The organism is Pseudomonas putida, from assembly GCF_002025705.1.
In the GTDB taxonomy this organism is placed as follows: Bacteria; Pseudomonadota; Gammaproteobacteria; order Pseudomonadales; family Pseudomonadaceae; genus Aquipseudomonas; species Aquipseudomonas putida_J.
Genome location: NZ_CP018846.1, coordinates 4,081,938 through 4,106,816, shown reverse-complemented (window position 1 = coordinate 4,106,816; position 24,879 = coordinate 4,081,938). Strand labels below are relative to the sequence as shown.

The 24,879-nt window shown below is 62.8% G+C and carries 25 protein-coding genes; 17 read left to right on the top strand and 8 right to left on the bottom strand.

Annotated elements, in window-relative coordinates:
• Genes BUQ73_RS18550 through BUQ73_RS18540 form a run of 3 tightly spaced genes read right to left on the bottom strand, consistent with a single transcriptional unit; the run spans nt 1 to nt 3,571 of the window.
• On the bottom strand, nt 1-1,278 hold the full coding sequence (locus BUQ73_RS18550; protein ID WP_079229165.1) for a dihydrolipoamide acetyltransferase family protein: 1,278 nt from the start codon (nt 1,276-1,278) through the stop codon (nt 1-3).
• Nucleotides 1,279-2,337: an alpha-ketoacid dehydrogenase subunit beta gene (locus tag BUQ73_RS18545; RefSeq protein ID WP_079229164.1), complete on the bottom strand. Its 1,059-nt coding sequence runs from the start codon at nt 2,335-2,337 to the stop codon at nt 1,279-1,281.
• A 1-nt stretch (nt 2,338) separates the two neighbouring features.
• Nucleotides 2,339-3,571: a 3-methyl-2-oxobutanoate dehydrogenase (2-methylpropanoyl-transferring) subunit alpha gene (locus tag BUQ73_RS18540; protein ID WP_079229163.1), complete on the bottom strand. Its 1,233-nt coding sequence runs from the start codon at nt 3,569-3,571 to the stop codon at nt 2,339-2,341.
• A gap of 197 nt (nt 3,572-3,768) precedes the next feature.
• Between BUQ73_RS18540 and bkdR the strand changes: the two genes are divergently transcribed.
• Nucleotides 3,769-4,254, top strand: a complete 486-nt coding sequence (bkdR, locus tag BUQ73_RS18535; RefSeq protein ID WP_079229162.1) for a Bkd operon transcriptional regulator BkdR — start codon at nt 3,769-3,771, stop codon at nt 4,252-4,254.
• Between the two features lie 42 nt (nt 4,255-4,296).
• Here bkdR and BUQ73_RS18530 read toward each other — a convergent pair whose 3' ends face one another.
• A complete protein-coding gene (locus tag BUQ73_RS18530; RefSeq protein ID WP_079229161.1) occupies nt 4,297-4,863 on the bottom strand; it encodes a hypothetical protein in 567 nt (188 codons plus the stop codon).
• Nucleotides 4,864-5,172: 309 nt separating this feature from the next.
• On the opposite strand from BUQ73_RS18530, the gene BUQ73_RS18525 reads away from it, so the two are divergent.
• Nucleotides 5,173-6,414, top strand: a complete 1,242-nt coding sequence (locus tag BUQ73_RS18525) for a glutamine synthetase family protein (protein ID WP_192858726.1) — start codon at nt 5,173-5,175, stop codon at nt 6,412-6,414.
• Between the two features lie 127 nt (nt 6,415-6,541).
• A complete protein-coding gene (locus tag BUQ73_RS18520; RefSeq protein ID WP_079229159.1) occupies nt 6,542-7,885 on the top strand; it encodes an MFS transporter in 1,344 nt (447 codons plus the stop codon).
• Between the two features lie 141 nt (nt 7,886-8,026).
• Here the strand turns inward: BUQ73_RS18520 and BUQ73_RS18515 are convergent, their stop codons facing one another.
• The 4 genes from BUQ73_RS18515 to flgA form a co-directional block, all read right to left on the bottom strand.
• Nucleotides 8,027-8,770 (bottom strand): flagellar brake protein, encoded by a 744-nt coding sequence (locus tag BUQ73_RS18515; protein WP_027921136.1) that lies wholly within the window; start codon nt 8,768-8,770, stop codon nt 8,027-8,029.
• Nucleotides 8,771-8,850: 80 nt separating this feature from the next.
• Nucleotides 8,851-9,318, bottom strand: coding sequence for a flagella synthesis protein FlgN (locus tag BUQ73_RS18510; protein WP_027921137.1), 468 nt, complete (start codon nt 9,316-9,318; stop codon nt 8,851-8,853).
• Nucleotides 9,319-9,368: 50 nt separating this feature from the next.
• Complete coding sequence (gene flgM / locus BUQ73_RS18505) at nt 9,369-9,683, bottom strand: flagellar biosynthesis anti-sigma factor FlgM (protein WP_079229158.1); 315 nt, start codon at nt 9,681-9,683, stop codon at nt 9,369-9,371.
• 150 nt (nt 9,684-9,833) lie between these two features.
• A complete protein-coding gene (flgA, locus tag BUQ73_RS18500) occupies nt 9,834-10,586 on the bottom strand; it encodes a flagellar basal body P-ring formation chaperone FlgA (protein ID WP_027921139.1) in 753 nt (250 codons plus the stop codon).
• Nucleotides 10,587-10,664: 78 nt separating this feature from the next.
• Here flgA and BUQ73_RS18495 point away from each other — a divergent pair, with 78 nt between their 5' ends.
• The 14 genes from BUQ73_RS18495 (at nt 10,665) to BUQ73_RS18430 (ending at nt 24,832) form a co-directional block, all read left to right on the top strand.
• Nucleotides 10,665-11,594, top strand: coding sequence for a chemotaxis protein CheV (locus BUQ73_RS18495; protein WP_079229157.1), 930 nt, complete (start codon nt 10,665-10,667; stop codon nt 11,592-11,594).
• Nucleotides 11,595-11,645: 51 nt separating this feature from the next.
• Nucleotides 11,646-12,473, top strand: coding sequence for a protein-glutamate O-methyltransferase CheR (gene cheR, locus BUQ73_RS18490; RefSeq protein WP_027921141.1), 828 nt, complete (start codon nt 11,646-11,648; stop codon nt 12,471-12,473).
• Between the two features lie 509 nt (nt 12,474-12,982).
• Nucleotides 12,983-13,390 (top strand): flagellar basal body rod protein FlgB, encoded by a 408-nt coding sequence (gene flgB, locus BUQ73_RS18485; protein WP_079229156.1) that lies wholly within the window; start codon nt 12,983-12,985, stop codon nt 13,388-13,390.
• Nucleotides 13,391-13,393: 3 nt separating this feature from the next.
• A complete protein-coding gene (flgC, locus tag BUQ73_RS18480; RefSeq protein WP_027921143.1) occupies nt 13,394-13,837 on the top strand; it encodes a flagellar basal body rod protein FlgC in 444 nt (147 codons plus the stop codon).
• A 15-nt stretch (nt 13,838-13,852) separates the two neighbouring features.
• Nucleotides 13,853-14,560, top strand: coding sequence for a flagellar hook assembly protein FlgD (gene flgD, locus BUQ73_RS18475; RefSeq protein WP_027921144.1), 708 nt, complete (start codon nt 13,853-13,855; stop codon nt 14,558-14,560).
• A gap of 31 nt (nt 14,561-14,591) precedes the next feature.
• A complete protein-coding gene (gene flgE / locus BUQ73_RS18470; RefSeq protein WP_079229155.1) occupies nt 14,592-15,944 on the top strand; it encodes a flagellar hook protein FlgE in 1,353 nt (450 codons plus the stop codon).
• A 135-nt stretch (nt 15,945-16,079) separates the two neighbouring features.
• Entirely contained in the window at nt 16,080-16,265 is a 186-nt protein-coding gene (locus BUQ73_RS18465; RefSeq protein WP_079229154.1) for a hypothetical protein, read from the top strand.
• A 291-nt stretch (nt 16,266-16,556) separates the two neighbouring features.
• Nucleotides 16,557-17,297, top strand: coding sequence for a flagellar basal-body rod protein FlgF (gene flgF, locus BUQ73_RS18460; protein WP_060508324.1), 741 nt, complete (start codon nt 16,557-16,559; stop codon nt 17,295-17,297).
• Nucleotides 17,298-17,344: 47 nt separating this feature from the next.
• The gene (gene flgG / locus BUQ73_RS18455; protein WP_079229153.1) at nt 17,345-18,130 is read left to right on the top strand and encodes a flagellar basal-body rod protein FlgG; all 786 of its coding nucleotides are present in this window, start codon (nt 17,345-17,347) and stop codon (nt 18,128-18,130) included.
• 61 nt (nt 18,131-18,191) lie between these two features.
• Nucleotides 18,192-18,887: a flagellar basal body L-ring protein FlgH gene (gene flgH / locus BUQ73_RS18450; protein WP_079229152.1), complete on the top strand. Its 696-nt coding sequence runs from the start codon at nt 18,192-18,194 to the stop codon at nt 18,885-18,887.
• Nucleotides 18,888-18,899: 12 nt separating this feature from the next.
• Nucleotides 18,900-20,009 (top strand): flagellar basal body P-ring protein FlgI, encoded by a 1,110-nt coding sequence (locus BUQ73_RS18445; RefSeq protein ID WP_027921150.1) that lies wholly within the window; start codon nt 18,900-18,902, stop codon nt 20,007-20,009.
• A gap of 10 nt (nt 20,010-20,019) precedes the next feature.
• A complete protein-coding gene (gene flgJ, locus BUQ73_RS18440) occupies nt 20,020-21,186 on the top strand; it encodes a flagellar assembly peptidoglycan hydrolase FlgJ (RefSeq protein WP_079229151.1) in 1,167 nt (388 codons plus the stop codon).
• 12 nt (nt 21,187-21,198) lie between these two features.
• The gene (gene flgK, locus BUQ73_RS18435) at nt 21,199-23,247 is read left to right on the top strand and encodes a flagellar hook-associated protein FlgK (RefSeq protein WP_060485931.1); all 2,049 of its coding nucleotides are present in this window, start codon (nt 21,199-21,201) and stop codon (nt 23,245-23,247) included.
• A 13-nt stretch (nt 23,248-23,260) separates the two neighbouring features.
• Nucleotides 23,261-24,832 carry a flagellar hook-associated protein 3 gene (locus tag BUQ73_RS18430; RefSeq protein WP_079229150.1) on the top strand — a complete coding sequence of 524 codons (1,572 nt, stop codon included), beginning with the start codon at nt 23,261-23,263 and terminating at the stop codon, nt 24,830-24,832.
• Nucleotides 24,833-24,879: the final 47 nt, after the last annotated feature.

Here is a 24,879-nt window from a genome sequence, read left to right as displayed (position 1 = left end):
TCACTCCAGGAACAGACAAGCAGGTTGTTCGAGCAGGCCGCGCACGGCCTGGATGAACTGCGCGGCATCCATGCCATCGACCACTCGGTGGTCGAACGAGCTGGACAGGTTCATCATCTTGCGCACGACGATCTGGCCGTCGATCACCACCGGCCGCTCAACGATGCGGTTGACGCCGACGATCGCCACTTCCGGGGTGTTGACCACCGGGGTGCTGACGATGCCGCCCAAGGCGCCGAGGCTGGTCAGGGTGATGGTCGAGCCGCTCAGCTCTTCACGGCTGGCCTTGTTGCTGCGTGCGGCGTTGGCCAGGCGCGAGATCTCGCCGGCGTTGGCCCATAGGCTGGCGGCTTCGGCATGGCGCAGTACCGGTACCATCAGGCCGTTGTCGCCCTGAGTGGCGATGCCCACATGCACCGCACCGTGGCGGGTGATGACCTGGGCTTCGTCGTCGTAGGTGGCGTTGATCTGGGGGAAGTCACGCAGGGCCACGACCAGGGCGCGGACCAGGAATGGCAGCAGGGTCAGCTTGCCACGCGTGTTGCCGTGCTTGGCGTTGAGCTGCTGGCGCAGGGCCTCCACGGCGGTGACGTCGATCTCTTCCACGTAGCTGAAGTGCGCGACCCGGCGCTTGGCGTCCTGCATGCGCTGGGCGATCTTGCGGCGCAGGCCGATCACCGGCACCTGCTCGCTGTCGGTGCGCTTGGCATAGCCATTCGGCGCCTGGCCGGCAGCGCTGTGCGGTTTGCTCATGAAGGCGTCGAGGTCTTCGTGCAGGATGCGCCCGGCCGGGCCGCTGCCATGCACGTAACGCAGCTCGATGCCGGCATCCAGGGCGCGCTTGCGCACCGCCGGCGAGGCCAGCGGCTTGTCGCCCGGCTGGCGCGGCACGATCGGCGCTTCGACGTGATGCTCGGGTGCCTGGTACGTCACCGGCTGTGGCGCTTTCGCTTCTGGCTTGGGCGCCGCGGGTGCAACGGGCGCGCTGTGCGCTTCCACAGGTTTGGCCTGTGGCACATCCACATGGTTGCCGCTGCCTTCCACTTCGATGCGGATCAGCTCGCTGCCGACCGCCATCACTTCACCAGGCTGGCCACCCAGGGCCAGCACCTTGCCGCTGACCGGCGAAGGGATTTCCACGGTGGCCTTGTCGGTCATGACATCGGCCACCACCTGGTCCTCGGCGATCACGTCGCCGACCTTGACGAACCATTCCACCAACTCGACCTGCGCGATGCCTTCGCCAATGTCCGGCATCTTGATGACGTGCGTGCCCATTCAGACCTCCATGACCCGTTTCAATGCCGCGCCTACCCGCGAAGGGCCTGGGAAATAAGCCCATTCCTGTGCGTGGGGGTAGGGGGTGTCCCAGCCGGTGACGCGCTCGATCGGTGCTTCGAGGTGATGGAAGCAGTGCTCCTGCACCAGCGACACCAGTTCGGCGCCGAAGCCGCAGGTGCGGGTGGCTTCATGCACGACCACGCAGCGGCCGGTCTTCTTCACCGACTCGACGATGGTCTCCAGGTCCAGCGGCCAGAGGCTGCGCAGGTCGATGACTTCGGCGTCGACGCCGGTCTCCTCGGCGGCCACCTGGGCCACGTAGACCGTGGTGCCGTAGGTCAGCACGGTGACATCGTTGCCAGGGCGAGTGATCGCCGCCTTGTCCAGCGGCACGGTGTAGTAGCCGTCCGGCACGGCGCTTTGCGGGTGTTTCGACCAAGGCGTGACAGGGCGGTCGTGGTGGCCGTCGAACGGGCCGTTGTACAGGCGCTTGGGCTCAAGGAAGATCACCGGGTCGTCGCACTCGATCGAGGCGATCAACAGGCCCTTGGCGTCATACGGGTTGGACGGCATGACCGTGCGCAGGCCGCAGACCTGGGTGAACATCGCTTCCGGGCTCTGGCTGTGGGTCTGGCCGCCGTAGATGCCGCCGCCGCAGGGCATGCGCAGGGTCAGCGGGGCGATGAACTCGCCGGCAGAGCGATAGCGCAGGCGGGCCATTTCCGAAACGATCTGGTCGGAGGCCGGGTAGAAGTAGTCGGCGAACTGGATTTCCACCACCGGGCGCAGGCCGTAGGCGCCCATGCCCACGGCGGTGCCGACGATGCCGCTTTCCGAGATCGGGGCGTCGAACACCCGCGACTTGCCGTACTTGGCCTGCAGGCCTTCGGTGCAACGGAACACGCCGCCGAAGTAGCCGACGTCCTGGCCGTAGATCACCACATTGTCGTCGCGCTCGAGCATGACATCCATGGCCGAGCGCAGGGCCTGGATCATGGTCAGTGTGCTGGTGGCCATGGCGGTTTCCGGGTTGATGCTGTTGTTGTGATCGTTCATCTCAGACCCCCAGTTCCTGGCGCTGACGGCGCAGGTGGTCAGGCATTTCCTTGTACACGTCCTCGAACATCGAAGCCGCGCTCGGGATGTGGCCGTTGGCCAGGGTGCCGTACTGTTCCGCCTCCTTCTGCGCGGCGATGACCGCGGCTTCGAACTCGGCGGTAGTGGCCTGGTGTTCTTCCTCGGACCAGTGTTCGATCTTGATCAGGTGCTGCTTCAGGCGGGCGATCGGGTCGCCCAGCGGGAAGTGGCTCCAGTCATCGGCCGGGCGATATTTGGACGGGTCATCCGAGGTCGAATGCGGGCCGGCACGGTAGGTCACCCACTCGATCAGCGATGGGCCCAGGCCGCGGCGGGCACGTTCGGCGGCCCAGCGCGAGGCGGCGTACACGGCGACGAAGTCGTTGCCGTCGACCCGCAGCGAGGCGATGCCACAACCCACGCCACGGCCGGCGAACGTCGTTTGCTCGCCACCGGCGATGGCCTGGAAGGTGGAGATCGCCCACTGGTTGTTGACCACGTTGAGGATCACCGGGGCGCGGTAGACGTGGGCGAAGGTGAGGGCGGTATGGAAGTCCGACTCGGCAGTGGCGCCGTCACCGATCCAGGCCGAGGCGATCTTGGTATCGCCCTTGATCGCCGAGGCCATGGCCCAGCCAACTGCCTGCACGAACTGGGTCGCCAGGTTGCCGCTGATGGTGAAGAAGCCGGCTTCGCGCACCGAGTACATGATCGGCAACTGGCGGCCCTTGAGCGGGTCGCGTTCGTTGGACAGCAGCTGGCAGATCATCTCCACCAGCGACACGTCGCGGGCCATGAGGATGCTCTGCTGGCGGTAGGTGGGGAAGCACATGTCGCTGCGGTTGAGCGCCAGCGCCTGGGCGCTGCCGATGGCTTCCTCGCCCAGGCTCTGCATGTAGAAGGACATCTTCTTCTGGCGCTGGGCAACCACCATGCGGCTGTCGAAGATGCGCGTCTTGAGCATCGCGCGCATGCCTTGGCGGAGGATCTGCGGGTCGATGTCCTCGGCCCATGGGCCTTGGGCATTGCCTTGCTCGTCGAGCACGCGGACCAGGCTGTAGGACAGGTCGGCGGTGTCGGCAGCATCGACATCGATCGGGGGTTTACGGACTTTACCTGCGTCGTTCAGGCGCAGGTAGGAGAAATCGGTCTGGCAGCCTGGCCGGCCGGTGGGCTCGGGCACATGCAAACGCAGGGGGGCGTACTCGTTCATGCTTTTTACGCTCGCTCGGATGTTGTTTTTGTGAGCTCTGAAGCGGCCGCCGCTGAGTACCGGCTTGTGACTGGTAGGTCAGCGTCTTTTACATCTTAGTGGGAGGGCAGGAGAATTTTTCTCTCAAGTTGATTGCCTTTGTCTGACGGGGGAGATAAACATTCCGGATAAACACAAAAAACCGGTGAATTTGTCTCATGCGCAAGCTCGATCGTACCGATATCGGCATTCTCAACAGCCTTCAGGACAACGCCCGCATCACCAATGCCGAATTGGCGAGGTCGGTGAACCTGTCGCCGACGCCCTGTTTCAACCGGGTCAAAGCGATGGAAGAGTTGGGGGTGATCCGCCAGCAGGTGACCTTGTTGTCGCCGGAAGTGCTGGGGCTGGATGTGAATGTGTTCATCCATGTCAGCCTGGAAAAGCAGGTCGAGCAGGCACTGCACCGCTTCGAGGAAGAGATCGCCGAACGGCCCGAGGTGATGGAGTGCTACCTGATGACCGGTGACCCGGATTACCTGTTGCGAGTGCTGTTGCCGAGCATTCAGGCGCTGGAGCGGTTTCTCGATTACCTGACACGGCTGCCGGGGGTGGCGAATATCCGTTCGAGTTTTGCCCTCAAGCAAGTGCGCTACAAGACGGCATTGCCTTTGCCGGCGAACGGCATCACCCTGCGCGAGTAGACGCGTCAAGCGAAATCGTCGGCAAAGGAGCGGTGCCTACATTCAGTCAAGCTGAAGATTGCGCAGCTTGAACACGAGGATTTCCCCCTCAAGCGCGCTGGCATTCATGAAGTGCAGGAAAGAAAGATTGGGCCCACTGGGTGCGGTTTGTGCAACCCGGTGGCCATTTTTGTCGCGCAGATAGAACGGAACAGATTCGACACTCGCCACATCCCCGTCCCAAGGTTCGAGCGTCTCGATCTTCCAGTAGTCCTGACTCCTGACAAGGTTCACGGGGTTGAGGGCGTCAAGAACTCGCCCAGCTACATGTGTTCCATACAGTCCCAACCACCCGTTAGTGTTTTGTTCGAGCCGTGCCCCAGCGTAATCCCAGTGCTGCGAACACGTAATGACGTAGAACGTATGTTTACCCGCTTGCTTGATGAAGTGGAAATCGAATGCGACACGTTTGAACTTATCTGCTGTCGCCCAGTGATCGCGGGCGCCCTCTGTAATCAGCCATCCATCCTCGTCAAGACTGGTGAATGGGTGATCTGAAAAACTAGTGTCTGCAATGACAGCCTGGCCATATTGGCAGTGCAATTCGGCAGTGAAATTGGCGTGAATCATGGAAGCTCCAGGTGATGTGAGCGCACGCAAATGACGTGCGGGCGGCCACAGTAAAACTCCGCTCACCCTCGGTGGGAGCCTGGAAGGCTTTCAAGCGATGCCCGCGTATGCGCTCAGGGCCTGCCGTTATGGGTATAAGGGGTGCTTGATATTTTAAACACCCCAAGCCTATGTTGTTGTCAGCCTATAACAACAAGGACAAGCGTCATGACCACCGCCGCCCATCGCTCGCCTGCCGAGCTCCTCCAGGGCATCGACCAGATCGAATGCGTCACCCCCGACCTCAACGGCGTCCCGCGCGGCAAGGTGATGACCGCCGAGGGCTTCCTCGAAGGCCGCCGCCTGCAGATGGCCCGGGGGGTACTGTTGCAATGCATCATGGGCGGCTACCCGCCGGCGCGTTTCTACGGCAGCGATGACGGTGACCTGGCGCTGGTCGCGGAGCCTGCGCAGATCCACCGCTTGCCGTGGAGCGAGGAGGGCCTGGCGCTGGCTATCTGTGACGCCAACGAGCTCGATGGCCGGCCATCGGGGCTGTCCACGCGAGGGCAGCTCAAGGCTGTGATCGCTCGTTACGCTGCCCTGGGCCTGGCGCCGGTGGTGGCGACTGAACTGGAGTTCTTCGTCTTTGCCCCCAACACTGACCCCCAGCAACCTTTCCTGCCACCCGTTGGCAAGGATGGCCGCCGCGAGCTTGGCCATTCGGCGTTCAGCGTCAGCTCCAACAACGGCCTGCGCCCGTTCTTCCAGGAGGTCTACCAGTGCATGGCGGCCCTGGGTCTGCCACGCGACACCTTCATGCACGAAATGGGCGTCAGCCAGTTCGAGATCAATCTGTTACACGGTGATCCGCTGCTGCTGGCCGACCAGACCTTCCTGTTCAAGCACCTGCTCAAGGAAGTGGCGCTCAAGCACGGCCTGAGCGTGGTGTGCATGGCCAAGCCGTTGGCGCATACCCCGGGCAGCTCCATGCACATTCACCAGAGCCTGGTGGAGATCGCCAGCGGGCGTAACGTGTTCAGCGACGAGCAGGGCCAGCCGACCGATACCTTCTACCACTTCATTGGCGGCCAGCAGGCGTGCATGGCCGACTTCACTGCGCTGTTCGCGCCCAACGTCAACTCCTACCAGCGGCTGTGCCATCCGTACGCTTCGCCTAACAATGCCTGCTGGTCCGAGGACAACCGCGCTGCCGGCTTGCGCATTCCGGCCAGTGCCCCGGTGGCGCGGCGGGTCGAAAACCGCCTGCCGGGCGCCGATGCCAACCCCTACCTGGCCATCGCTGCCAGCCTGGCCGCGGGCCTGCACGGCATCGAACAGCGCCTGCAGCCCACCCCGGCGATCCAGGGTGAGTTCGAGGTGCCGGAGCATCTGAGCCTGCCGTGCACCCTGCATGCGGCCCTCGAACGCCTCAAACGCAGCGCGTTGGCCCGGGAACTGTTCGGCAGTGAGTTCATTGAAGGCTACATCGCCAGCAAGACCCTGGAACTGACCGACTTCTTCAACGAGATCACCCCGTGGGAACGGCGCGTGCTGGCCGCACAGGCCTGATCACGACACGATCGGCACTGGACGCGCCCCTGTGAGGCTATTTATCTGGTAGGGGACTGCGCCGTGGCCATTTTGCTTTTATGCTTGCCAGGCCAACGCCACCTGACCAGGGAGTTCGAAGGGACGTATGCGAAACATCTGGAAGCCCTTTCAGTCGCTGTATTTCGCCGCCTTGATGATGCTGATCGGCTCCGGCCTGCTCAGTACCTACCTGGCGCTGCGCCTGGCGGCCGATCATGTCGACAGCCTGTGGGTGGGTGCGTTGATGGCGGCCAACTATTTCGGCCTGGCCGTGGGCGGTAAGGTCGGCCACCGGCTGATTGGCCGGGTGGGGCATATCCGTGCCTACGCCACTTGCGCCGGTATTGTCGGCGCAGCGGTGCTGGGCCATGGTCTGACCAGTTGGTTGCCGGTGTGGGTCGGGCTGCGGATGATCGTCGGCCTGGGCATGATGTGCCAATACATGGTCATCGAGAGCTGGCTCAACGAGCAGGCCGAGGCCAAGCACCGCGGTGCGGTGTTCAGTGGCTACATGATCGCTTCCTATCTTGGCCTGGTGCTCGGCCAGCTGATCCTGGTGGTGCACCCGCAGCTGGGCCCGGAGCTGCTCATGCTGGTCGCCATGTGTTTTGCGCTGTGCCTGGTGCCAGTGGCGATGACCCGGCGCATCCACCCGGCGCCGCTGCGCCCGGCACCGATGGAGCCGAAGTTCTTCATCAAGCGGGTACCGCAGTCGCTGAGTACCGTGCTGGGTTCAGGTTTGATCGTGGGTTCGTTCTATGGCCTGGCGCCGCTGTACGCCTCCAGCCAGGGCATGTCGACCGAGCAGATCGGTCTGTTCATGGGGTGCTGCATCTTTGCCGGGCTGTTGGTGCAATGGCCGCTGGGCTGGTTGTCTGACCGCTATGACCGGGCGGTGCTGATCCGCAGCGTTGCGGTGGGCCTGGCACTGGCTTCGGCGCCGCTGGCATTTCTGCCGAGTGTGCCGCTGGAGGTGCTGTTCGGTATCGGCTTCGTGATTTCGCTGCTGCAGTTCTGCCTGTACCCGCTGGCGGTGGCGTTCTCCAATGACCATGTCGAGAGCGAGCGGCGGGTGTCACTGACCGCCATGCTGCTGGTCACTTATGGCGTGGGTGCCTGTATCGGGCCGCTGGCGGCGGGCGTGCTGATGAAGGTGCTGGGGCCGCAGATGCTCTATGCCTTCTTCGCGTTCTTCGCCCTGGTGCTGGTGTGGCGGATCCGGCCGAAGGCGGTTACCGGGTTGCACCAGGTGCAGGATGCGCCGCTGGGGCACGTGGCCATGCCGGCTGCCGGTTCGCCGTTGTCGGCAGCGCTCGACCCGCGGGTGGATGAGCAGACCGTGCAGGAGGTGATGCAGGCGCCGGTGGCGGCTGAAGATACCGAGGATGATCAGAAGGCCGAGCCGGTTGCCGAGGCTCAGGCGCAGGATGAGGTCAGCAAGTCGGTTTGAGCCTGTACCGGCCTCTTCGCGGGTACTGCACAGGCCTCAAAGGCAATGCGATCCAGTGGGGGCGGGTTTACCCGTGAAGGGGGCGGCTCGGGAGAAACAAAAACGCCACCCGATGGGTGGCGTTCATATATCGGCTGACGATCAATAGTCGTCCTTGTCGAACCGCCGCGCTTCTCGCTGCAGCTGGTAGACAAAACTCTCGATCTTGCGCTGTGCCTGACCATTGAGGTTGTGAAAGCGCACGCCAGCGAAGGTGGTGTTGATCCGCTCTTCATAGTGCAGGTGGCGCAGCTCGACCATGGTATCCACCAGCCCCAGCGGGTTGCTGGCCTTGAAGCGTTCGTACACCTGGCCCAGTTGCAGGCAGTTCTCGACGTTGCCCTCGAAACGCAGCTTGCAGCCAGTGGCGGAAATGTCCAGCAGCTTGCCGCGCAGGGCGCCGTTGCCCTTGAGGAAACTGCCGTCGAGGATGATGTCGACCAGTTGCGACAGCTTCAGCGCGGCGCGGAAGGCGTTGCGGCGCTGGTGGTAGGTCATCTCTTCCGGCATCGCGCCGCGGTAGCAGCGGTGGCCGTCGACTTCGCTGATCTTCAGTTCGTGATTGCATTCCCAGGCGATGCGCACGCCGTCGTGGAAGCCTTCGACGCGGAACGGTTCGCCGTTCTCGATGAATTTTTCGCCATCGCGCGGGATCATTTCGTCCAGTGCCAGGGTATTGCTGTCACGGTCCACATGCACCACATAGCTCTGGAACCGCTGGCTGCGCTCGTGGAAGGTGATGATCAGTGGATCATGGCTTTCTTGCAGCTGGCGCAGGTTGGCCGCGATCTCCAAGGGCGTGTTCAGCACCTTTGGCGGTTGCGGGGCATCGGTTTCATTGAACACGGGTTTTCAATCTCCAGGCAAAAACGACACACGCAAGTAACGGCATTTTGCCAGTATGTTCCGTGCCTTGATAGAAGTAATCACACTTGGCTGAGCGCCCGGGGCTTGGCAAGTGGAGAAGTGGTGCCACGGCTGTCGTAGAGCGATGGTGCTTCACCGCCCTGGAGGATTCTGATCTGGTTGGCCGTGACGTGCTGCTGTACCTGGATGATCCGGCCATTGGCCTCGTTGGTCTTCTGGCAGTCGTTCATCAGCTGGTTCAGCACTTCGAGCTGCTGCATGATCAGCTCGCCGTTGTCCGACTGCGCCGCCAGTGCCTGCACGCCGGCGCGATTGGCGCTCAGGCCAAGGCTGGTGAGCAGGTTGCTGCGGCGCATGCCTTGCTGCTCGAGCAGGACGATAAGCGACTGCTTGCGGGCCAGGATGCCCTCCAGCGGTGCCATGTCGCGGCCGTGCAGGGCCATCGACTCCTGCTGGAGGAGGTCGAGCAGTTCCTGGGTCGGGGCGATGTCGTCTTCGATCAGTTGCAGCAAAGTGATGTCGTGCATGGCTAACTCTTGGCTTTACATAGCGTCCGTGAAGTCAGCGCGCCGAACGGTCAGCGCTGGGCTTCGAAATCGAGCAGTTTGCTGGCGACCCGGCCGGCATCGACCTGGTAGCTGCCGTCTGCGATCGCCTGTTTCAACTGCGCCACGCGGGCACTGTTGACGACGGGCTGGTCGCGCAGCTTGTCGCTGACCTTTTGCAACTGCTGGGCCTCTTGGCTGAGGTGTACCGCTTCTCCGCTGGCGCTGGCGCTTTTTGGCGCTTCTTGGGTTTCGCCGGTTTTTTCGGCGTTGCCGGGCGTGGCATTGCCACGAACGCCGCCCGTAACGGACGGAGAGTTATTCAAACGACTGAAGTCGATGACCATGATCAGAAACCTCTGGGTATTTGGACGCTTGCCTTGTTTTCGGCCAACCCGAAAGAAACTTTAGGCACAAATGCTTAGCCGCCTGTCAGCAAGCTCGCGAACCCGTTTCCGCACAGTTTAGGAAAAGCAGTTGCACACCGCCAGCGTAATCTACATGGCGACCTCGACCTGGCCGGGGCCGGTTACCCGGGCCTTGACCACCCGCTGCGAATTGAGGTTGCGCACGCGGATCTGCTCGCCCTGGCCACCCTTGGCCAAGGCTTCGCCAGGCATGCGCACGCTCAAGGAACCGCTGCGCGCAGTGATCACTACATGGTCGCCCTTGCGCACCACCTCGGCTTGCTCCAGATGCTGCGGCGTGAGGACCTGGTCGAGCACCGTCGGGCGCAGCATCTTCATGCCAACTGCCTGGTCGAGGTCGGTGAGAAAGCCCTGGGGCAATGTGCCGACGTCGCGTTCGCGCAGGGCCACGTCGCCCTCGCCGATGAGGTTGTCGCGCTTGAGTGGGCGGGTCACCACCACCACATCGCGGAACAGCCGTACGGTTGCCGGCACGAAAATCGTCCACGGTGCGCTGCCGTCGCAGCGCACTCGCACGGTAACCCGGCCCAGTGGTTGCGCCGGGCTTTCCAGCGAGGCGTCCAGCTGCTGGCTGCACAGCGGCATGCGCAGGCGCGGGTCGAGCGGGTTGACCTGGATTTCGTAACGCCCTGGGGTCTGGGTGGTGGCCAGGTAATCCTCGACGCTGAATTCAAGAAACCCTTGGGTGACACCGATAAGCTGTTCAGGCAAGGTAACCGCGTCCGCCAGCGTGCGAACGCCGGGTGCCAGCAGGCACAGCACGGCGAGCGAGCCGCTCAGCAGGTGCGTCAGTCGTCGGAAATTTGTCGTTTTCGTGTACATGGCGCTCAAAAAAGCAAAGCCCGTGCCGACTTGGTGACCATGTAGCACCAAAAAGGCAGAAAGCATAAGGAGTCAGGCATGGCGGGGGTAATGGATTCAGTCAACCAGCGCACACAGCTGGTCGGGCAGAATCGCCTGGAGTTGCTGCTGTTCCGTCTCAACGGGGCGCAGCTTTACGGCATCAACGTATTCAAGGTCCGCGAGGTGCTGCAGTGCCCTGAGCTGACCGTGCTGCCCAAGTCGCACCCGGTGGTGCGAGGCGTGGCCAACATTCGCGGGGCGACCATCCCGATCCTCGACCTGTCGATGGCGACCGGCCTGCCAGGGTTGCAGGAAGACACGCGCAACAGTTTCGTGATCATCACCGAGTACAACACCAAGACCCAGGGCTTTCTGGTGCACTCGGTCGAGCGCATCGTCAACATGAACTGGGAAGAGATTCATCCGCCACCCAAGGGCACCGGCCGCGATCATTACCTGACCGCCGTCACACGGGTCGACAACCGCATGGTCGAGATCATCGACGTGGAAAAAGTGCTGGCCGAAGTGGCGCCCTCGTCGGAGTCGGTGTCTGCCGGTGTGGTCGACGCCGAGGTGCAGGACAAGGCCACGCTGCTGCGGGTGCTGACCGTCGACGATTCGTCGGTGGCGCGCAAGCAGGTCAGCCGCTGCCTGCAGACGGTAGGTGTGGAAGTGGTGGCGCTCAACGATGGCCGACAGGCCCTGGACTACCTGCGCAAGCTGGTGGACGAGGGCAAGAAGCCCGAAGAAGAGTTCCTGATGATGATCTCCGACATTGAAATGCCGGAAATGGACGGCTATACGCTGACCGCGGAGATCCGTAGCGACCCGCGTATGCAAAAATTGCACATCTGCCTGCATACTTCGTTGTCCGGGGTATTCAACCAGGCGATGGTCAAGAAGGTCGGGGCCGATGACTTCCTGGCCAAGTTCAAGCCGGACGATTTGGCCCAGCGCGTGGTCGACCGGATCAAGGCAGCGCATTGAAGCAGCCGGGGGCATGCCCCCGGCACCAGTGATTGAAAAGAGGCGGCAGTAGTGTCTACGGGTAATTTGGAGTTCGAACAGTTCAGGGTCTTCCTGGAGAAAGCCTGTGGCATCCTGCTGGGGGAGAATAAGCAGTACCTGGTTTCCAGCCGTCTCAACAAGCTGATGGAACAGCAGGGCATCAAGAGCCTGGGCGAGCTGGTGCAACGTATCCAGACCCAGCCGCGGGGCGGTCTGCGCGAGCAGGTGGTGGATGCGATGACCACCAACGAGACCCTGTGGTTTCGCGATACCTACCCGTTCGAAGTGCTGAAGAACAAGGTCATCCCCGAGTTCATCAGGAACAACCCCGGCCAGCGCCTGCGCATGTGGTCGGCGGCCTGCTCGTCGGGGCAGGAGCCTTACTCGATTTCGATGGCCATCGATGAGTTCGAGCGCAGCAACCTGGGCCAGTTGAAGATGGGTGCGCAGATCGTTGCCACCGACCTGTCCGGCTCGATGCTGACCAACTGCAAGACCGGTGAGTACGACAGCCTGGCGATTGCCCGTGGCCTGTCCCAGGAGCGCCTGCAGCGCTACTTCGACACCAAGGCGCCGGGGCGCTGGGCGGTCAAGCCGGCGATCCGCAGCCGCGTTGAGTTCCGCTCGTTCAACCTGCTCGACAGCTATGCGAGCCTGGGCAAGTTCGACATCGTGTTCTGCCGCAATGTGCTGATCTATTTCTCGGCGCAGGTGAAGAAGGACATCCTGATGCGTATCCACAGCACGCTGAAGCCCGGGGGCTACCTGTTCCTCGGCGCCTCGGAGGCGCTGAACGGGTTGCCGGACCATTACCAGATGGTCCAGTGCAGCCCGGGGATCATCTACCAGGCCAAGTGAGTTTGGGCTGACAGGTGTTCGCCTTGATGCTTTCTGCGCCTATCAGATCGAGCGCCGCCCGCGCGGCGCATCGCGGATAAATCCGCTCCTACATTTGTTGCAACGTGCCGAACCTGTTACGCCATGGTTGCCAGCCTTGGCGCAAGTCTTGAGTCGTGCAAACCGGCTGACAACCTTGGCCTCACAGGCATGGCCACGTTGCAACAAATGTAGGAGCGGATTTATCCGCGATGCGCCGCGCGGGCGGCGCTCGATCTCGAAAACGACACACATCCAACGCCAATCACCCGCGCCCCTCATCTGACGTCAATTTTTTGATTTGCCGCTTTTGCCGCCCGGCAATTGCCGCTTTCCCTTCGTCAGGCGGAAGCACTTTGCCGCTTTTCTGGCATCGCGCCATCAGTCACCCGCGTCGCAGCCCAGTGTTTGCGGGGTTTGGGGATTCTGGCACAGCCCTTGCTATACCTAGCTCAACGAAATTCCGGCCAACCTTCGAAGGTTTCCCCGACATGAGCATCAGTTTCGACAAGGCGCTTGGCATTCACGAAAAGGCATTGGGCTTCCGCGCCCAGCGCGCCGAAGTGCTGGCCAACAACATCGCCAACGCCGACACGCCCAACTACAAGGCGCGTGACATGGACTTCTCTTCGGTGCTCGCTGCCGAGAGCCAGAAGCAGCAAAGCGGCCGCTTCGCCATGGATCGCACCAACAGCCGCCACATCGAGGCCGAAGGCCTGGCGATGGCTGACGACACGGTGCAATACCGCGTGCCGACCCAGCCTTCGATCGACCAGAACACCGTGGATGCCCAGATCGAGCAGTCGAACTACACCGAGAACGCCATCGGCTTCCAGGCCAGCTTCACCTTGCTCAACAGTAAATTCAAAGGGCTGGTTTCGGCCCTGCGCGGAGAGTAATTCATGTCCCTTTCCAGTGTTTTCAACATCGCCGGCAGCGGCATGAGCGCGCAGAACACTCGCCTCAACACCGTCGCCTCGAACATCGCCAACGCCGAGACGGTGTCGTCGAGCATCGACCAGACCTACCGTGCGCGCCACCCGGTGTTCGCCACCACCTTCCAGAACGCGCAAAGCGGCGTCAGCCAGTCGCTGTTCGAGGATCAGGGCGAAGCGGGGCAGGGTGTGCAGGTCAAGGGTATCGTCGAAGACCAGAGCAACCTGGAAGCGCGCTACGAGCCGAATCACCCGGCGGCGAACAAGGACGGCTACGTCTACTACCCGAACGTCAACGTGGTCGAGGAGATGGCTGACATGATCTCCGCCAGCCGTGCGTTCCAGACCAACGCCGAGCTGATGAACACCGCCAAGAACATGATGCAGAAAGTACTGACCCTGGGTCAGTGATAAGGAATCCAGACCATGGCAGTCGATAGCAGCAGCGGTGTGAACCTCAACGACGTCATCGCGGCGTCCGGTGTCAGCTCCAGCACCAAGAAAACCTCCACGACCAGTTCCGCGACCGGTGGTCAGGCCCTGGGCAAGGATGCGTTCCTGCAGTTGCTCGTCACCCAGATGCAGAACCAGAACCCGCTGGATCCGCAGGACAACAGTGAATTCGTCGCCCAGCTGGCGCAGTTCAGCAGCCTTGAAGGCATTACTTCGCTGAACGAGTCGGTCAGTGCGATCACCAGTGCCATGGCATCGTCGCAAGCGCTGCAGGCATCTTCGCTGGTAGGCCGTTCGGTGATCGTGCAGAACGACAAGGCGATCGTCGATACCGCTGACAGCTTCAATGCACAGTTCGTGGTGCCGCAGGCCATCAGCGAAGCGAAGGTCACCATCACCGACAAGGATGGCAACACCGTCAAGACCATCGAACTGGGCGAGCAGAAGGCCGGTTACGGCGACTTCATCTGGGATGGCACCAATAACAAGGGCGAGAAAGTCGACCCGGGTACCTACACCTTCACTGCCACCACCACGGTGGACGGCAAGGCGGTGCAGATGAATACCTTGCTGCCAGCCAAGGTCACCAGTGTCAGCTTCAACACCACCGGCGAGATGGTGCTGAACCTGGCGGGCGTGGGCAAGGTTTCCCTGTCCGACGTACAAACCATCGGTATCTAAGGCCGACAGAACGGCAAAAAGGAGCAACAGCATGTCTTTCAATATCGGCCTTAGCGGTCTGTACGCAGCCAACAAGCAGCTGGACGTTACCGGCAACAACATCGCCAACGTCAACACCACTGGCTTCAAATCCTCGCGCGCCGAGTTCGCCGACGTGTATGCCGGCGCCAACCGCCTGGGCGTGGGCAAGAACCAGGTCGGCAACGGTGTGCGCCTGGCGGCGATTTCCCAGCAGTTCAGCCAGGGTGACGTCAACAACACCGGCAACGTGCTGGACATGGGTATCCAGGGCCAGGGCTTCTTCGTGCTGTCCGACAACGGTGCGCGCGTGTACACCCGTGCCGGCGCCTTCCAGAACAGCAAGGACAACTACGTGGTCACCTCGGACGGCTTGCGTCTGCAGGGCTATGCCGCTGACGAGAACGGCAACATCAAGCGCGGCGTGCTGACCGACCTGAAGATCGATACCTCGTCGCTTGCGCCGAAGGCCACCACCCTGATCGATCAGGGCATCAACCTGAACTCCGAAGCGACCATCATCCCGCTGCCAGGTGCCACCCCTGCCGGCCCGACGTTCGACCCGGCGGATGACACCACCTACACCAAGTCCTTCCCGACCAAGGTGTACGACAGCCAGGGTAACGAGCACACCATGGAACAGTTCTACCGCAAGACCGGTACGAACCAGTGGACCATGTACACCCTGGTAGACGGTCGCAACCCGATGGACCCGACTTCCACTGCGCCGCTGGAAGCGACCATGACCTTCAACTCCGACGGTAGCGTGGCGTCCATGGCCACCGACCCGGCCAGCATTCCGCCGGGTGCTCCGGCCAACGCCGAGTGGGCGGTGACCAACAACACCTTCACCCTCAAGGGCTGGATCCCGGCCGCCAAGGACGCAGCAGGCAACTGGGCCTCCAACGGTTCGGCAGAGAACGCCAACGGCATGCGCCTGTCGATGAACAGCACCAGCTCGTACAACACCGAGACCGCGCGCATGTCGCAGTCCCAGGATGGTTATGCCACCGGTATCCTGTCGAGCCTGTCGATCGACTCCACCGGCGTGATGTTCGCCAGCTTCAGCAACCAGCAGTCTCGCGCCATCGGCCAGGTGGCCCTGGCCAGCTTTGCCAACGAGCAGGGGCTGCAGCAGATTGGCGGCACGCGCTGGACCGAAACCTATTCTTCGGGCATTCCCGGCATCGACTCGCCGAAGACCGGCACCCTGGGTAGCGTCGAATCCAACTCGCTGGAAGCTTCGAACGTCAACCTGACCCAGGAGCTGGTCGAGCTGATCAAGGCGCAGAGCAACTACCAGGCGAACGCCAAGACCATCTCCACCGAAAGCACCATCATGCAGACCATCATCCAGATGACCTGATGGTCGCTGGGTAGGGGGCTGCTGCGCAGCCCTTTCGCGACACAAGGCCGCTCCCACAGGATTACGCAGTTCCTGGTAGGAGCGGCCTTTTGTCGCGAAAGGGCCGCAAGGCGGCCCCGGCGATCTGGAGGGATCATGAAAAAGCTGGTCGTCACACTGATCACCGCTTTCTGCCTGTACCAGGCCCAGGCCGGCACCGCGCCCTGGTGGCGCTGGGAAAGCCAGGCGGATGGCCGGCTGGTGTGCTCGCAGTGGTCGCCGGGTGATGGCTGGAAGAAATTCGCCGGCCCTTACAGCAATGGCGGTTGCCGCGAGCCCTGATTCACCTGTGTCGGCCCCTTCGCGGGCAAGCCCGCTCCCACAGGGATGATGCAGACTTCAAACCCTGCGCGATTGTTGTGGGAGCGGGCTTGCCCGCGAAGAGGCCGGTACAGGTTTGCCGCTATCGGCAACCCGGCGCCGGATATCCGGCGGCACGCTGATCGCAAAACCCCGAAAAGGCCCGTATTCACGGGCTTTTTCGTGAATTCAAAAAGTTGGTTCGGAACTTGCTTTAGAGCCTGCACAGCAGCGGCGAACGGCAAACGATCGTCAGTGCAGCGGAGGATGACTGTGGACAAGATGCTTTACGTGGCCATGACCGGCGCCAGCCAGAACGCGCTGGCGCAGAAGGCCCACGCCAACAACCTGGCGAACGTTTCCACCAATGGCTTCCAGCGCGACCTGGAGCAGGCGCGCTCGATGCCGGTGTTCGGTGACAGCTTTCCGTCGCGGGCATTTGCCATGACCGAACGCCCGGCCACCGACTTCAGCGAAGGGCCGATGGTCGAGACCGGGCGTGACCTGGACGTGGCCGTGGCCGGGCAGGGCTTTATCGCCGTGCAGGCGCCGGATGGCAGCGAAGCCTACGTGCGCACCGGTAGCCTGAACATCGATGCCCTTGGCGTGCTGCGCGCCGGCAACGGCATGCCGGTAATCGGCAACGGTGGCCCGATCGCCATTCCGCCAGAGCAGAAAGTCGAAGTCGGTGCCGACGGCACCATCAGCATCCGCTCGATGGGCGAGGACCCGCGGGTGATGGCCGAGGTCGACCGCATCAAGCTGGTCAACCCGGACATCAAGAGCATGACCAAGGGCCTGGACGGGCTGATCCACACCCAGAACGGCCAACCGGCTGCCGCCGACGTCAATGTGCGGGTGGTGTCGGGCTTCCTCGAGGGCAGCAACGTCAACGCCGTGGAAGAAATGACCTCGGTGCTGGCGCTGTCCCGCCAGTTCGAGCTGCACGTGAAAATGATGAACGCGGCCAAGGAAGGCGATGAAGCCATGGCGCGTGTTTTGCAAATCGGCTAACCAACTTTGAACGGGTGCCGTAAAACAGGCGCACGAGGAGAATACTGATGCTTCCGGCTCTTTGGGTCGCTAAAACCGGCCTGTCCGCCCAGGACACCAACCTGACCGTCATTTCCAACAACCTGGCCAACGTCTCGACCACCGGCTTCAAGCGTGACCGCGCCGAGTTCGCCGACCTGCTGTACCAGATCAAGCGTCAGCCAGGCGCGCAGTCGACCCAGGACAGCGAGCTGCCATCGGGCCTGCAAGTCGGTACCGGTGTGCGCATTGTCGGCACCCAGAAGAGCTTCCAGACCGGCAGCCTGCAGACCACCGAAAACCCGCTGGACATGGCGGTCAACGGCCGTGGCTTCTTCCAGGTGCTGCAGCCGGACGGCACCGTCTCGTACACCCGTGACGGTACCTTCCACCTGAACTCCGATGGCCAGATCGTCACCGCCCAGGGCTTTGCCCTGGAGCCTGCGATCGTGGTGCCGAACGACGCCCAGACCTTCACTGTCGGCCAGGACGGCACCGTGTCGATCACCACCGCCGGCAACCCGGCTGCCCAGGTAATCGGCAACCTGCAGACCGCCGACTTCATCAACCCGGCCGGCCTGCAGGCGATTGGTGACAACCTGTTCCTGGAGACCGCTGCCAGTGGCGCGCCACAGGTCGGTACCCCTGGCCTGAACGGCTTCGGCACCACCCTGCAGCAGACCCTGGAAAACTCCAACGTCAGCACCGTGGAAGAGCTGGTGAACATGATCACCACCCAGCGTGCTTACGAGATGAACTCCAAGGTCATCTCCACCGCCGACCAGATGCTGTCGTTCGTCACTCAGCAGCTCTAAAGCCCGGCAGTTGCAAGCCCTGGTCCAGGTTCTACTCCCGTTACACCGTGAGGTAAGTGTCATGAAGCGTCTGTTGTCTGTGTTCGCCCTGGGGGGGGCGGTTGTGTTGGCAGGTTGCGTCGCGCCGACGCCGAAGCCGAACGACCCGTACTATGCGCCGGTTCTGCCGCGCACCCCGTTGCCGGCCGCAGCCAACAACGGTTCGATCTACCAGGCCGGTTTCGAGCAGGGCCTGTACACCGACCGCAAAGCGTTCCGCGTGGGTGACATCATCACCATCACCCTCAACGAACGCACGTCGGCGAGCAAGAACGCAGGCTCGCAGATCCAGAAGAACAGCAAGGCTGACATCGGCCTGACTTCGCTGTTTGGCTCCAACCCGAACACCAACAACCCGTTTGGTAGCGGCGACCTGTCGCTGGAGGCGGGTTACAGCGGTGACCGCACCACCAAGGGCGACAGCAAGGCCACCCAGGGCAACACCCTGACCGGCTCGATCACCGTCACCGTCGCCGAAGTACTGCCCAACGGCATCATCGCCGTGCGCGGCGAGAAGTGGATGACCCTGAACACCGGTGAAGAGCTGGTGCGTATCGCCGGCCTGATCCGCGCCGACGACATCGCCACCGACAACACCGTGCCGTCCACCCGCGTGGCCGATGCGCGCATCACCTATTCGGGCACCGGTTCGTTCGCCGATGCCAGCCAGCCAGGTTGGTTCGACCGCTTCTTCCTGAGCCCGCTTTGGCCCTTCTGAGTACGGATGAACATGTTCAACGTTAGGCAGCTGATTGCCGCGACCCTGCTCCTGTCCTGCGCGTTCGGTGCCCATGCCGAGCGCCTGAAGGACATTGCCAGCATCTCTGGTGTGCGTTCCAACCAGTTGATCGGCTATGGCCTGGTGGTGGGGCTCAACGGTACGGGTGACCAGACCACCCAGACCCCGTTCACCCTGCAGACCTTCAACAACATGCTGTCGCAGTTCGGCATCAAGGTGCCGCCAGGCTCCGGCAACGTGCAGCTGAAGAACGTCGCCGCGGTATCGGTGCATGCCGACCTGCCGGCGTTCGCCAAGCCGGGCCAGGTGGTGGACATCACCGTTTCGTCGATCGGCAACTCCAAGAGCCTGCGCGGCGGCAGCCTGCTGATGACCCCGCTCAAGGGCATCGACGGCAACGTCTACGCCATCGCCCAGGGCAACCTGGTGGTCGGCGGCTTCGATGCCGAAGGCCGTGACGGCTCGAAGATCACCGTCAACGTTCCGTCGGCCGGCCGTATTCCTGGCGGTGCCTCGGTCGAGCGCGCCGTGCCGAGCGGCTTCAACCAGGGCAACAGCCTGACCCTGAACCTCAACCGCCCGGACTTCACCACGGCCAAGCGCATCGTCGACAAAGTCAACGACCTGCTCGGCCCTGGTGTGGCCCAGGCCGTGGATGGCGGCTCGGTACGCGTCACCGCGCCGATGGACCCGAGCCAGCGCGTCGACTACCTGTCGATCCTCGAAAACCTCGAGATCGACCCGGGTCAGGCCGTGGCCAAGGTCATCATCAACTCGCGCACCGGCACCATCGTCATCGGCCAGAACGTCAAGGTCTCGCCGGCGGCGGTGACCCATGGCAGCCTGACCGTGACCATTACCGAAGACCCGATCGTCAGCCAGCCGGGGCCGTTCTCCAATGGCCAGACGGCGGTGGTTCCGCGCTCGCGGGTCAATGCCGAACAGGAAGCCAAGCCGATGTTCAAGTTTGGCCCGGGGACCACGCTGGATGAGATCGTCCGCGCGGTGAACCAGGTCGGGGCGGCACCGGGCGACCTGATGGCCATCCTTGAAGCATTGAAACAGGCCGGCGCCTTGCAGGCCGACCTGATCGTGATCTGAGGACGCCAGGATGAATTCGAAGAGCCTGGTCTCCAGTCACGCCGACAGCGGTGCCTACACCGACCTCAACCGCCTGAGCTCGCTCAAGCACGGTGACCGCGACAGTGACGCCAACGTGCGCAAGGTGGCCCAGGAGTTCGAGTCGCTGTTCATCAGCGAGATGCTCAAGGCCTCGCGCAAGGCCAGCGATGTGCTGGCCGATGACAACCCGATGAACTCCGAGACGGTCAAGCAGTACCGCGACATGTACGACCAGCAGCTGGCCGTGAGCATGTCCCGCGAAGGTGGCGGTATCGGCCTGCAGGACGTGCTGGTACGCCAGCTGTCGAAGAACAAGAGCACCCCGGCCAACACCAGCCCGTTCCCGCGTGTTGATGGCACCGCGCCGACGTTGTGGGGCAACAAGGTGGCCGACCCGGTGCACGCCACCCAGGCCACGGCTGCGCGTAACGACGTCGCCGCGCTCAATTCGCGGCGCCTGGCGCTGCCGGGCAAGCTGACCGACCGCCTGCTGGCCGGTATCGTGCCCTCGGCCACCAGCCCGGCCGCTGCCACCAATACCGCTGCCGTGCCGGCCCGTGACGGGCAGCAGGTGGCCAGGGCCATCGCAATCCCGGACAACGGCCTGCGCATCACTGGCCGCGCCGTGGCGCAGCCGCCGTTGGCGCCGAAGAAGGCCTTTGCCGACAGCGACGAATTCGTCGCCACCATGCTGCCGATGGCCGAGCAGGCCGCCAAGCGCATTGGTGTCGACCCGCGTTACCTGGTGGCCCAGGCCGCCCTGGAAACAGGCTGGGGCAAGTCGGTCATGCGCAACAGTGACGGCAGCAGCAGCCACAACCTGTTCGGCATCAAGGCCAGTGGCAATTGGGAAGGCGATTCGGCGCGGGCGATCACCAGCGAATTCCGTGACGGGCAGTTCGTCAAGGAAACGGCGGCGTTCCGTTCCTATGATTCGTACCAGGACAGTTTCCACGACCTGGTGAGCCTGCTGCAGAGCAATTCGCGCTATCAAGATGCGGTGAAGTCGGCCGATAACCCAGAACAATTCGTGCGAGAACTGCAAAAGGCCGGGTACGCCACCGACCCGAACTACGCCAGCAAGATCTCGCAGATCGCAAGACAGATGAAGTCGTACGAGAGCTACGCAATGCTCGGTACCACAACGAAACTTTAAGGGTATGGAACCATGGCGAGTCTGATCAATATTGGCATGTCGGGACTGTCGGCCTCCCAGGCGGGCCTGCATACCACCGGTAACAACATCGCCAACGCCGATGTCGCCGGCTATTCCCGCCAGCAGAACGTCCAGCGAGCCAAGGGTTCGCTCCAGGAAGGCCAGGTGTTCATGGGCACCGGCACCACCCTGGGCGATGTCCGTCGGGTGTACAACGCCTTCCTGGATGCTCAGTTGCAGACCGCCACCTCGCTCAACAGCGACAGCACCGCCTACCTGAACCAGGTCACGCCGCTCAACAACTTGCTGTCCGACAGCAACACCGGTATCACCGGTGCGCTGACCAACTTCTTCTCTGCCCTGCAAAGCGCCGCCAACAAGCCGACCGAGGACGCCTCGCGCCAGCTGTTGCTGAGCAATGCCCAGGCCCTGGCCAGCCGCTTCAACAGCCTTTCTGCCCAGTTCAAGGAGCAGAACAGCAACATCAACGGCAACCTCAGCTCGATGACCTCGCGGATCAACGAACTGACTTCCAACATTGCCCAATTGAACGATCAGATCTCCAGGGTCTCGGCAAACACAGGCCAGCCGAACGACCTGCTCGACCAGCGCAACGAGGCAGTGCGCCAGCTCAATGAACTGGTGGGCGTGCAGACCGTCGAGCGTGACGGCAGCATCGACGTCTACCTGAAGAACGGCCAGTCGCTGGTGCTGGGCAAGACCACCAACAAGATGAGCGCCGAGCCAAGCGCCACCGACCCAACCCAGTTCTCGGTCAAGCTTGATCGTGGCAGCACCACCATGGATGTCACCAGCAGCATCAGCGGCGGCGAAATGGGCGGCCTGCTGCGCTACCGCAGCGAAACCCTGGCGCCGGCGATGAACGAGCTGGGCCGCATTGCGCTGGTGGTGTCGCAGCAGATCAACTCGCAGCTCGGCCAGGGCATCGACAAGAACGGTGACTTCGGCGCGGCGCTGTTTGGTGACATCAACAGCGACAAGGCCATGTCCGCGCGCAGCACGCCCAAGGCCGGCAACACCGGCAGCGCCGCGCTGAACGTGGTCATCCGCGACACCGGCAAGCTGAGCACCAGTGACTACCAGGTGACCTTCGTCGGCCCGGGCGCAGACAAGTACCAGGTCAAGAAGCTGCCTGACGGCACGGACATGGGCACCTACAGCACCAATGACGACCCGGCGCCGGTGATCGACGGCTTCAGCCTCGACCTCAAGAGCGGTACCGCGGCGGTGGGCGACAGCTTCAAGATCACCCCGACCCGCAATGCTTCGGCGGAGATCGGCGTGGTGCTGACCGACGCCAAGCGCCTGGCGCTGGCCGCGCCGCTGACCGCCACCTCGGGCAGCGGCAATACCGGTACCGGTGTGATTACCCAGCCGGTGCTGACTTCGGTGCTGGATATCGCCGACCCGGCTCAGCGCCAGGAGCTGCAGACCGGCATCAAGTATTCCACGCCGGTGCGCCTGGTGTTCGGCAACGAAACCACCTCGCCGCAGAGCTACGAAGCCTTCGATGCCAAGGGCAACAGCATTGGCACCGGCACCTTCGTCCCGGGGCAGAGCAACACCCTGAAGTTCGATGTGCCGATGGTCGACTCCGCAGGCAACCCGATCAACGATGCCAATGGCAATCAGAAGTCGTTCAGCTTCGAAATGGATGTCGCCGGTGCCCCCAAGGACGGCGACAGCTTCACCGTATCGCTGACCGGCGCCGGTTCTTCGGACAACCGCAACGCGCTGTCCCTGCAAGAGTTGCAGACCAAGCAGACCATGGACATTGGTTCGACCAAGGGCATCAGCATCACCGATGCCTACGGCAAGCTGGTGGAAAACGTCGGGGCACAGGCCAAGCAGGGCCAGATGGACTCCCAGGCAACCGGCGTCATCCTGACCCAGGCAACCGGCGCCCGTGATTCGGTGTCCGGTGTGCAGCTGGATGAAGAAGCCGGCAATCTGGTCAAGTACCAGCAGTACTACACGGCCTCGTCGCAGATCATCAAGGCGGCGCAGGAAATCTTCAACACCCTGATCGCCGCGCTTTAAGGAGTCTTGACCCATGCGTATTTCCACGGCCCAGTTCTATGCGTCCAGCGCGGCAAACTACCAGCGCAACTATTCCAACGTGATCAAGACCAACGAGGAGGCCAGCTCCTTCGTGCGCGTCAACACCGCAGCCGATGACCCGGTGGGGGCAGCGCGCCTGCTGCAGCTGGGCAACCAGGCCGACATGCTGGCGCAGTACAAGACCAACGCCACCAACATCACCAACTCGCTGAACCAGACCGAGACCACGCTCAACTCGATCAACACCATCCTGACCCGGGTGAACGAGCTGGCGCTAGAGTCGGGCAACGCCGGCTATACCGACACCGAACGCAAGGCCAAGGCGGCCGAACTGGGCCAGCTGGAAGACCAGCTGCTGAGCCTGATGAACAGCCGTGACGAGAACGGCCAGTACCTGTTCGCCGGCTCCAAGACCGACACCGCGCCGTTCGTGCGCAATGCCGATGGCACCTACTCCTACCAGGGCGACCAGACCCAGCAAGAGCTGCAGGTCGGCGACATGCTCAAGATGGCCGGCAACAGCTCCGGTTACAGCGTGTTCGAGCAGGCCCTGAACACCAGCCGCACGTCCACCAGCATGACCGCGCCGGCGGTGGATGACGGCAGGGTGAAACTGTCCAACGGCCAGGTCTCGGGCAGCGTGACCTACAACGACCGCTTCAGAAGTGGCCAGCCGTACACCATCACCATGCTCAGCAGCACCAAGTTCAGCATCACCGACAGCCAGGGCAACGACGTCACCGCCGAAGCCACCCAGGGTGGCAGCTTCGACCCGAATACCACAGGCGGCTCGATGGTCAGCTTCCGTGGCGTGGATCTGCGCCTGAACATCAACCTGCAGGATGGCGATGTCCCGGACACCGCCGTGGCAGGCCATACCTTCACCCTGCAGAGCAAGCCGGACACCATCACCGCCACCCGCAGCCCGGGCAACCCGTCGAGCGCCCAGGTGTCTTCGATCAACGTCACCGACCAGAGCAAGTACAAGGCGATGTTCCCAAGCGGCGGTGCGGTGATCAAGTTCACCAGCGCCACCGACTTCGAGCTGTATGCCCAGCCGCTGACCGCCGACAGCCGGCCGGTGGCCAGTGGCACCATGGCTGGCAACGTCGCCTCGGCCGCGGGTGTGGACTTCACCTTCAGCAGCACCCCACCGCAGCAGTCTGGTGACCAGTACATGGTCAATGTCGACAACCACCAGACCCAGAACGTCCTGGACAGCGTGGCCAAGCTGCGCACCGCCCTGAGCCAGCCGATCGACGGCGACAATGCGGCCTACCAGCAGCTGCGTGCCGACCTGGATTCGGCCATCGCCAACATTCAGAGCGGCCAGGACACGCTCAGCCGTGCCGTTACCGATATCGGTGCGCGGGGCAAGGCGCTGGAAATCCAGCAGAACACCAACGAAAGCCTGAGCATCGCCAACAGCACCACGCAGTCGTCGATCCGCGACTCCGACCCGGCCGAGGTGCTGATCCGCCTTACCCAGCAGAAGACCACGCTCGAAGCCTCCCAGCAGGCGTTTGCGCGAATCAGCCAGCTGAGCCTGTTCAACGCACTCTGAGTGCGCCCTTTGCCGTCCCCCTTCTCCTGACCGGAGGAGGGGGATGG

What these genes read in the sequence shown, in the direction of transcription:
- flgD (WP_027921144.1), top strand. Translation starts at nt 13,853, where the DNA reads ATGGCAGTCGATAGCAGCAGCGGTGTGAACCTCAACGACGTCATCGCG.
- bkdR (WP_079229162.1), top strand. Translation starts at nt 3,769, where the DNA reads ATGCGCAAGCTCGATCGTACCGATATCGGCATTCTCAACAGCCTTCAG.
- BUQ73_RS18540 (WP_079229163.1), bottom strand. Translation starts at nt 3,571, where the DNA reads ATGAACGAGTACGCCCCCCTGCGTTTGCATGTGCCCGAGCCCACCGGC.
- flgC (WP_027921143.1), top strand. Translation starts at nt 13,394, where the DNA reads ATGTCCCTTTCCAGTGTTTTCAACATCGCCGGCAGCGGCATGAGCGCG.
- BUQ73_RS18530 (WP_079229161.1), bottom strand. Translation starts at nt 4,863, where the DNA reads ATGATTCACGCCAATTTCACTGCCGAATTGCACTGCCAATATGGCCAG.
- BUQ73_RS18495 (WP_079229157.1), top strand. Translation starts at nt 10,665, where the DNA reads ATGGCGGGGGTAATGGATTCAGTCAACCAGCGCACACAGCTGGTCGGG.
- flgJ (WP_079229151.1), top strand. Translation starts at nt 20,020, where the DNA reads ATGAATTCGAAGAGCCTGGTCTCCAGTCACGCCGACAGCGGTGCCTAC.
- BUQ73_RS18430 (WP_079229150.1), top strand. Translation starts at nt 23,261, where the DNA reads ATGCGTATTTCCACGGCCCAGTTCTATGCGTCCAGCGCGGCAAACTAC.
- BUQ73_RS18520 (WP_079229159.1), top strand. Translation starts at nt 6,542, where the DNA reads ATGCGAAACATCTGGAAGCCCTTTCAGTCGCTGTATTTCGCCGCCTTG.
- BUQ73_RS18525 (WP_192858726.1), top strand. Translation starts at nt 5,173, where the DNA reads ATGACCGCCGAGGGCTTCCTCGAAGGCCGCCGCCTGCAGATGGCCCGG.
- flgB (WP_079229156.1), top strand. Translation starts at nt 12,983, where the DNA reads ATGAGCATCAGTTTCGACAAGGCGCTTGGCATTCACGAAAAGGCATTG.
- BUQ73_RS18510 (WP_027921137.1), bottom strand. Translation starts at nt 9,318, where the DNA reads ATGCACGACATCACTTTGCTGCAACTGATCGAAGACGACATCGCCCCG.
- flgA (WP_027921139.1), bottom strand. Translation starts at nt 10,586, where the DNA reads ATGTACACGAAAACGACAAATTTCCGACGACTGACGCACCTGCTGAGC.
- BUQ73_RS18545 (WP_079229164.1), bottom strand. Translation starts at nt 2,337, where the DNA reads ATGAACGATCACAACAACAGCATCAACCCGGAAACCGCCATGGCCACC.
- flgK (WP_060485931.1), top strand. Translation starts at nt 21,199, where the DNA reads ATGGCGAGTCTGATCAATATTGGCATGTCGGGACTGTCGGCCTCCCAG.
- BUQ73_RS18550 (WP_079229165.1), bottom strand. Translation starts at nt 1,278, where the DNA reads ATGGGCACGCACGTCATCAAGATGCCGGACATTGGCGAAGGCATCGCG.
- BUQ73_RS18465 (WP_079229154.1), top strand. Translation starts at nt 16,080, where the DNA reads ATGAAAAAGCTGGTCGTCACACTGATCACCGCTTTCTGCCTGTACCAG.
- BUQ73_RS18445 (WP_027921150.1), top strand. Translation starts at nt 18,900, where the DNA reads ATGTTCAACGTTAGGCAGCTGATTGCCGCGACCCTGCTCCTGTCCTGC.
- flgG (WP_079229153.1), top strand. Translation starts at nt 17,345, where the DNA reads ATGCTTCCGGCTCTTTGGGTCGCTAAAACCGGCCTGTCCGCCCAGGAC.
- flgM (WP_079229158.1), bottom strand. Translation starts at nt 9,683, where the DNA reads ATGGTCATCGACTTCAGTCGTTTGAATAACTCTCCGTCCGTTACGGGC.
- flgE (WP_079229155.1), top strand. Translation starts at nt 14,592, where the DNA reads ATGTCTTTCAATATCGGCCTTAGCGGTCTGTACGCAGCCAACAAGCAG.
- flgH (WP_079229152.1), top strand. Translation starts at nt 18,192, where the DNA reads ATGAAGCGTCTGTTGTCTGTGTTCGCCCTGGGGGGGGCGGTTGTGTTG.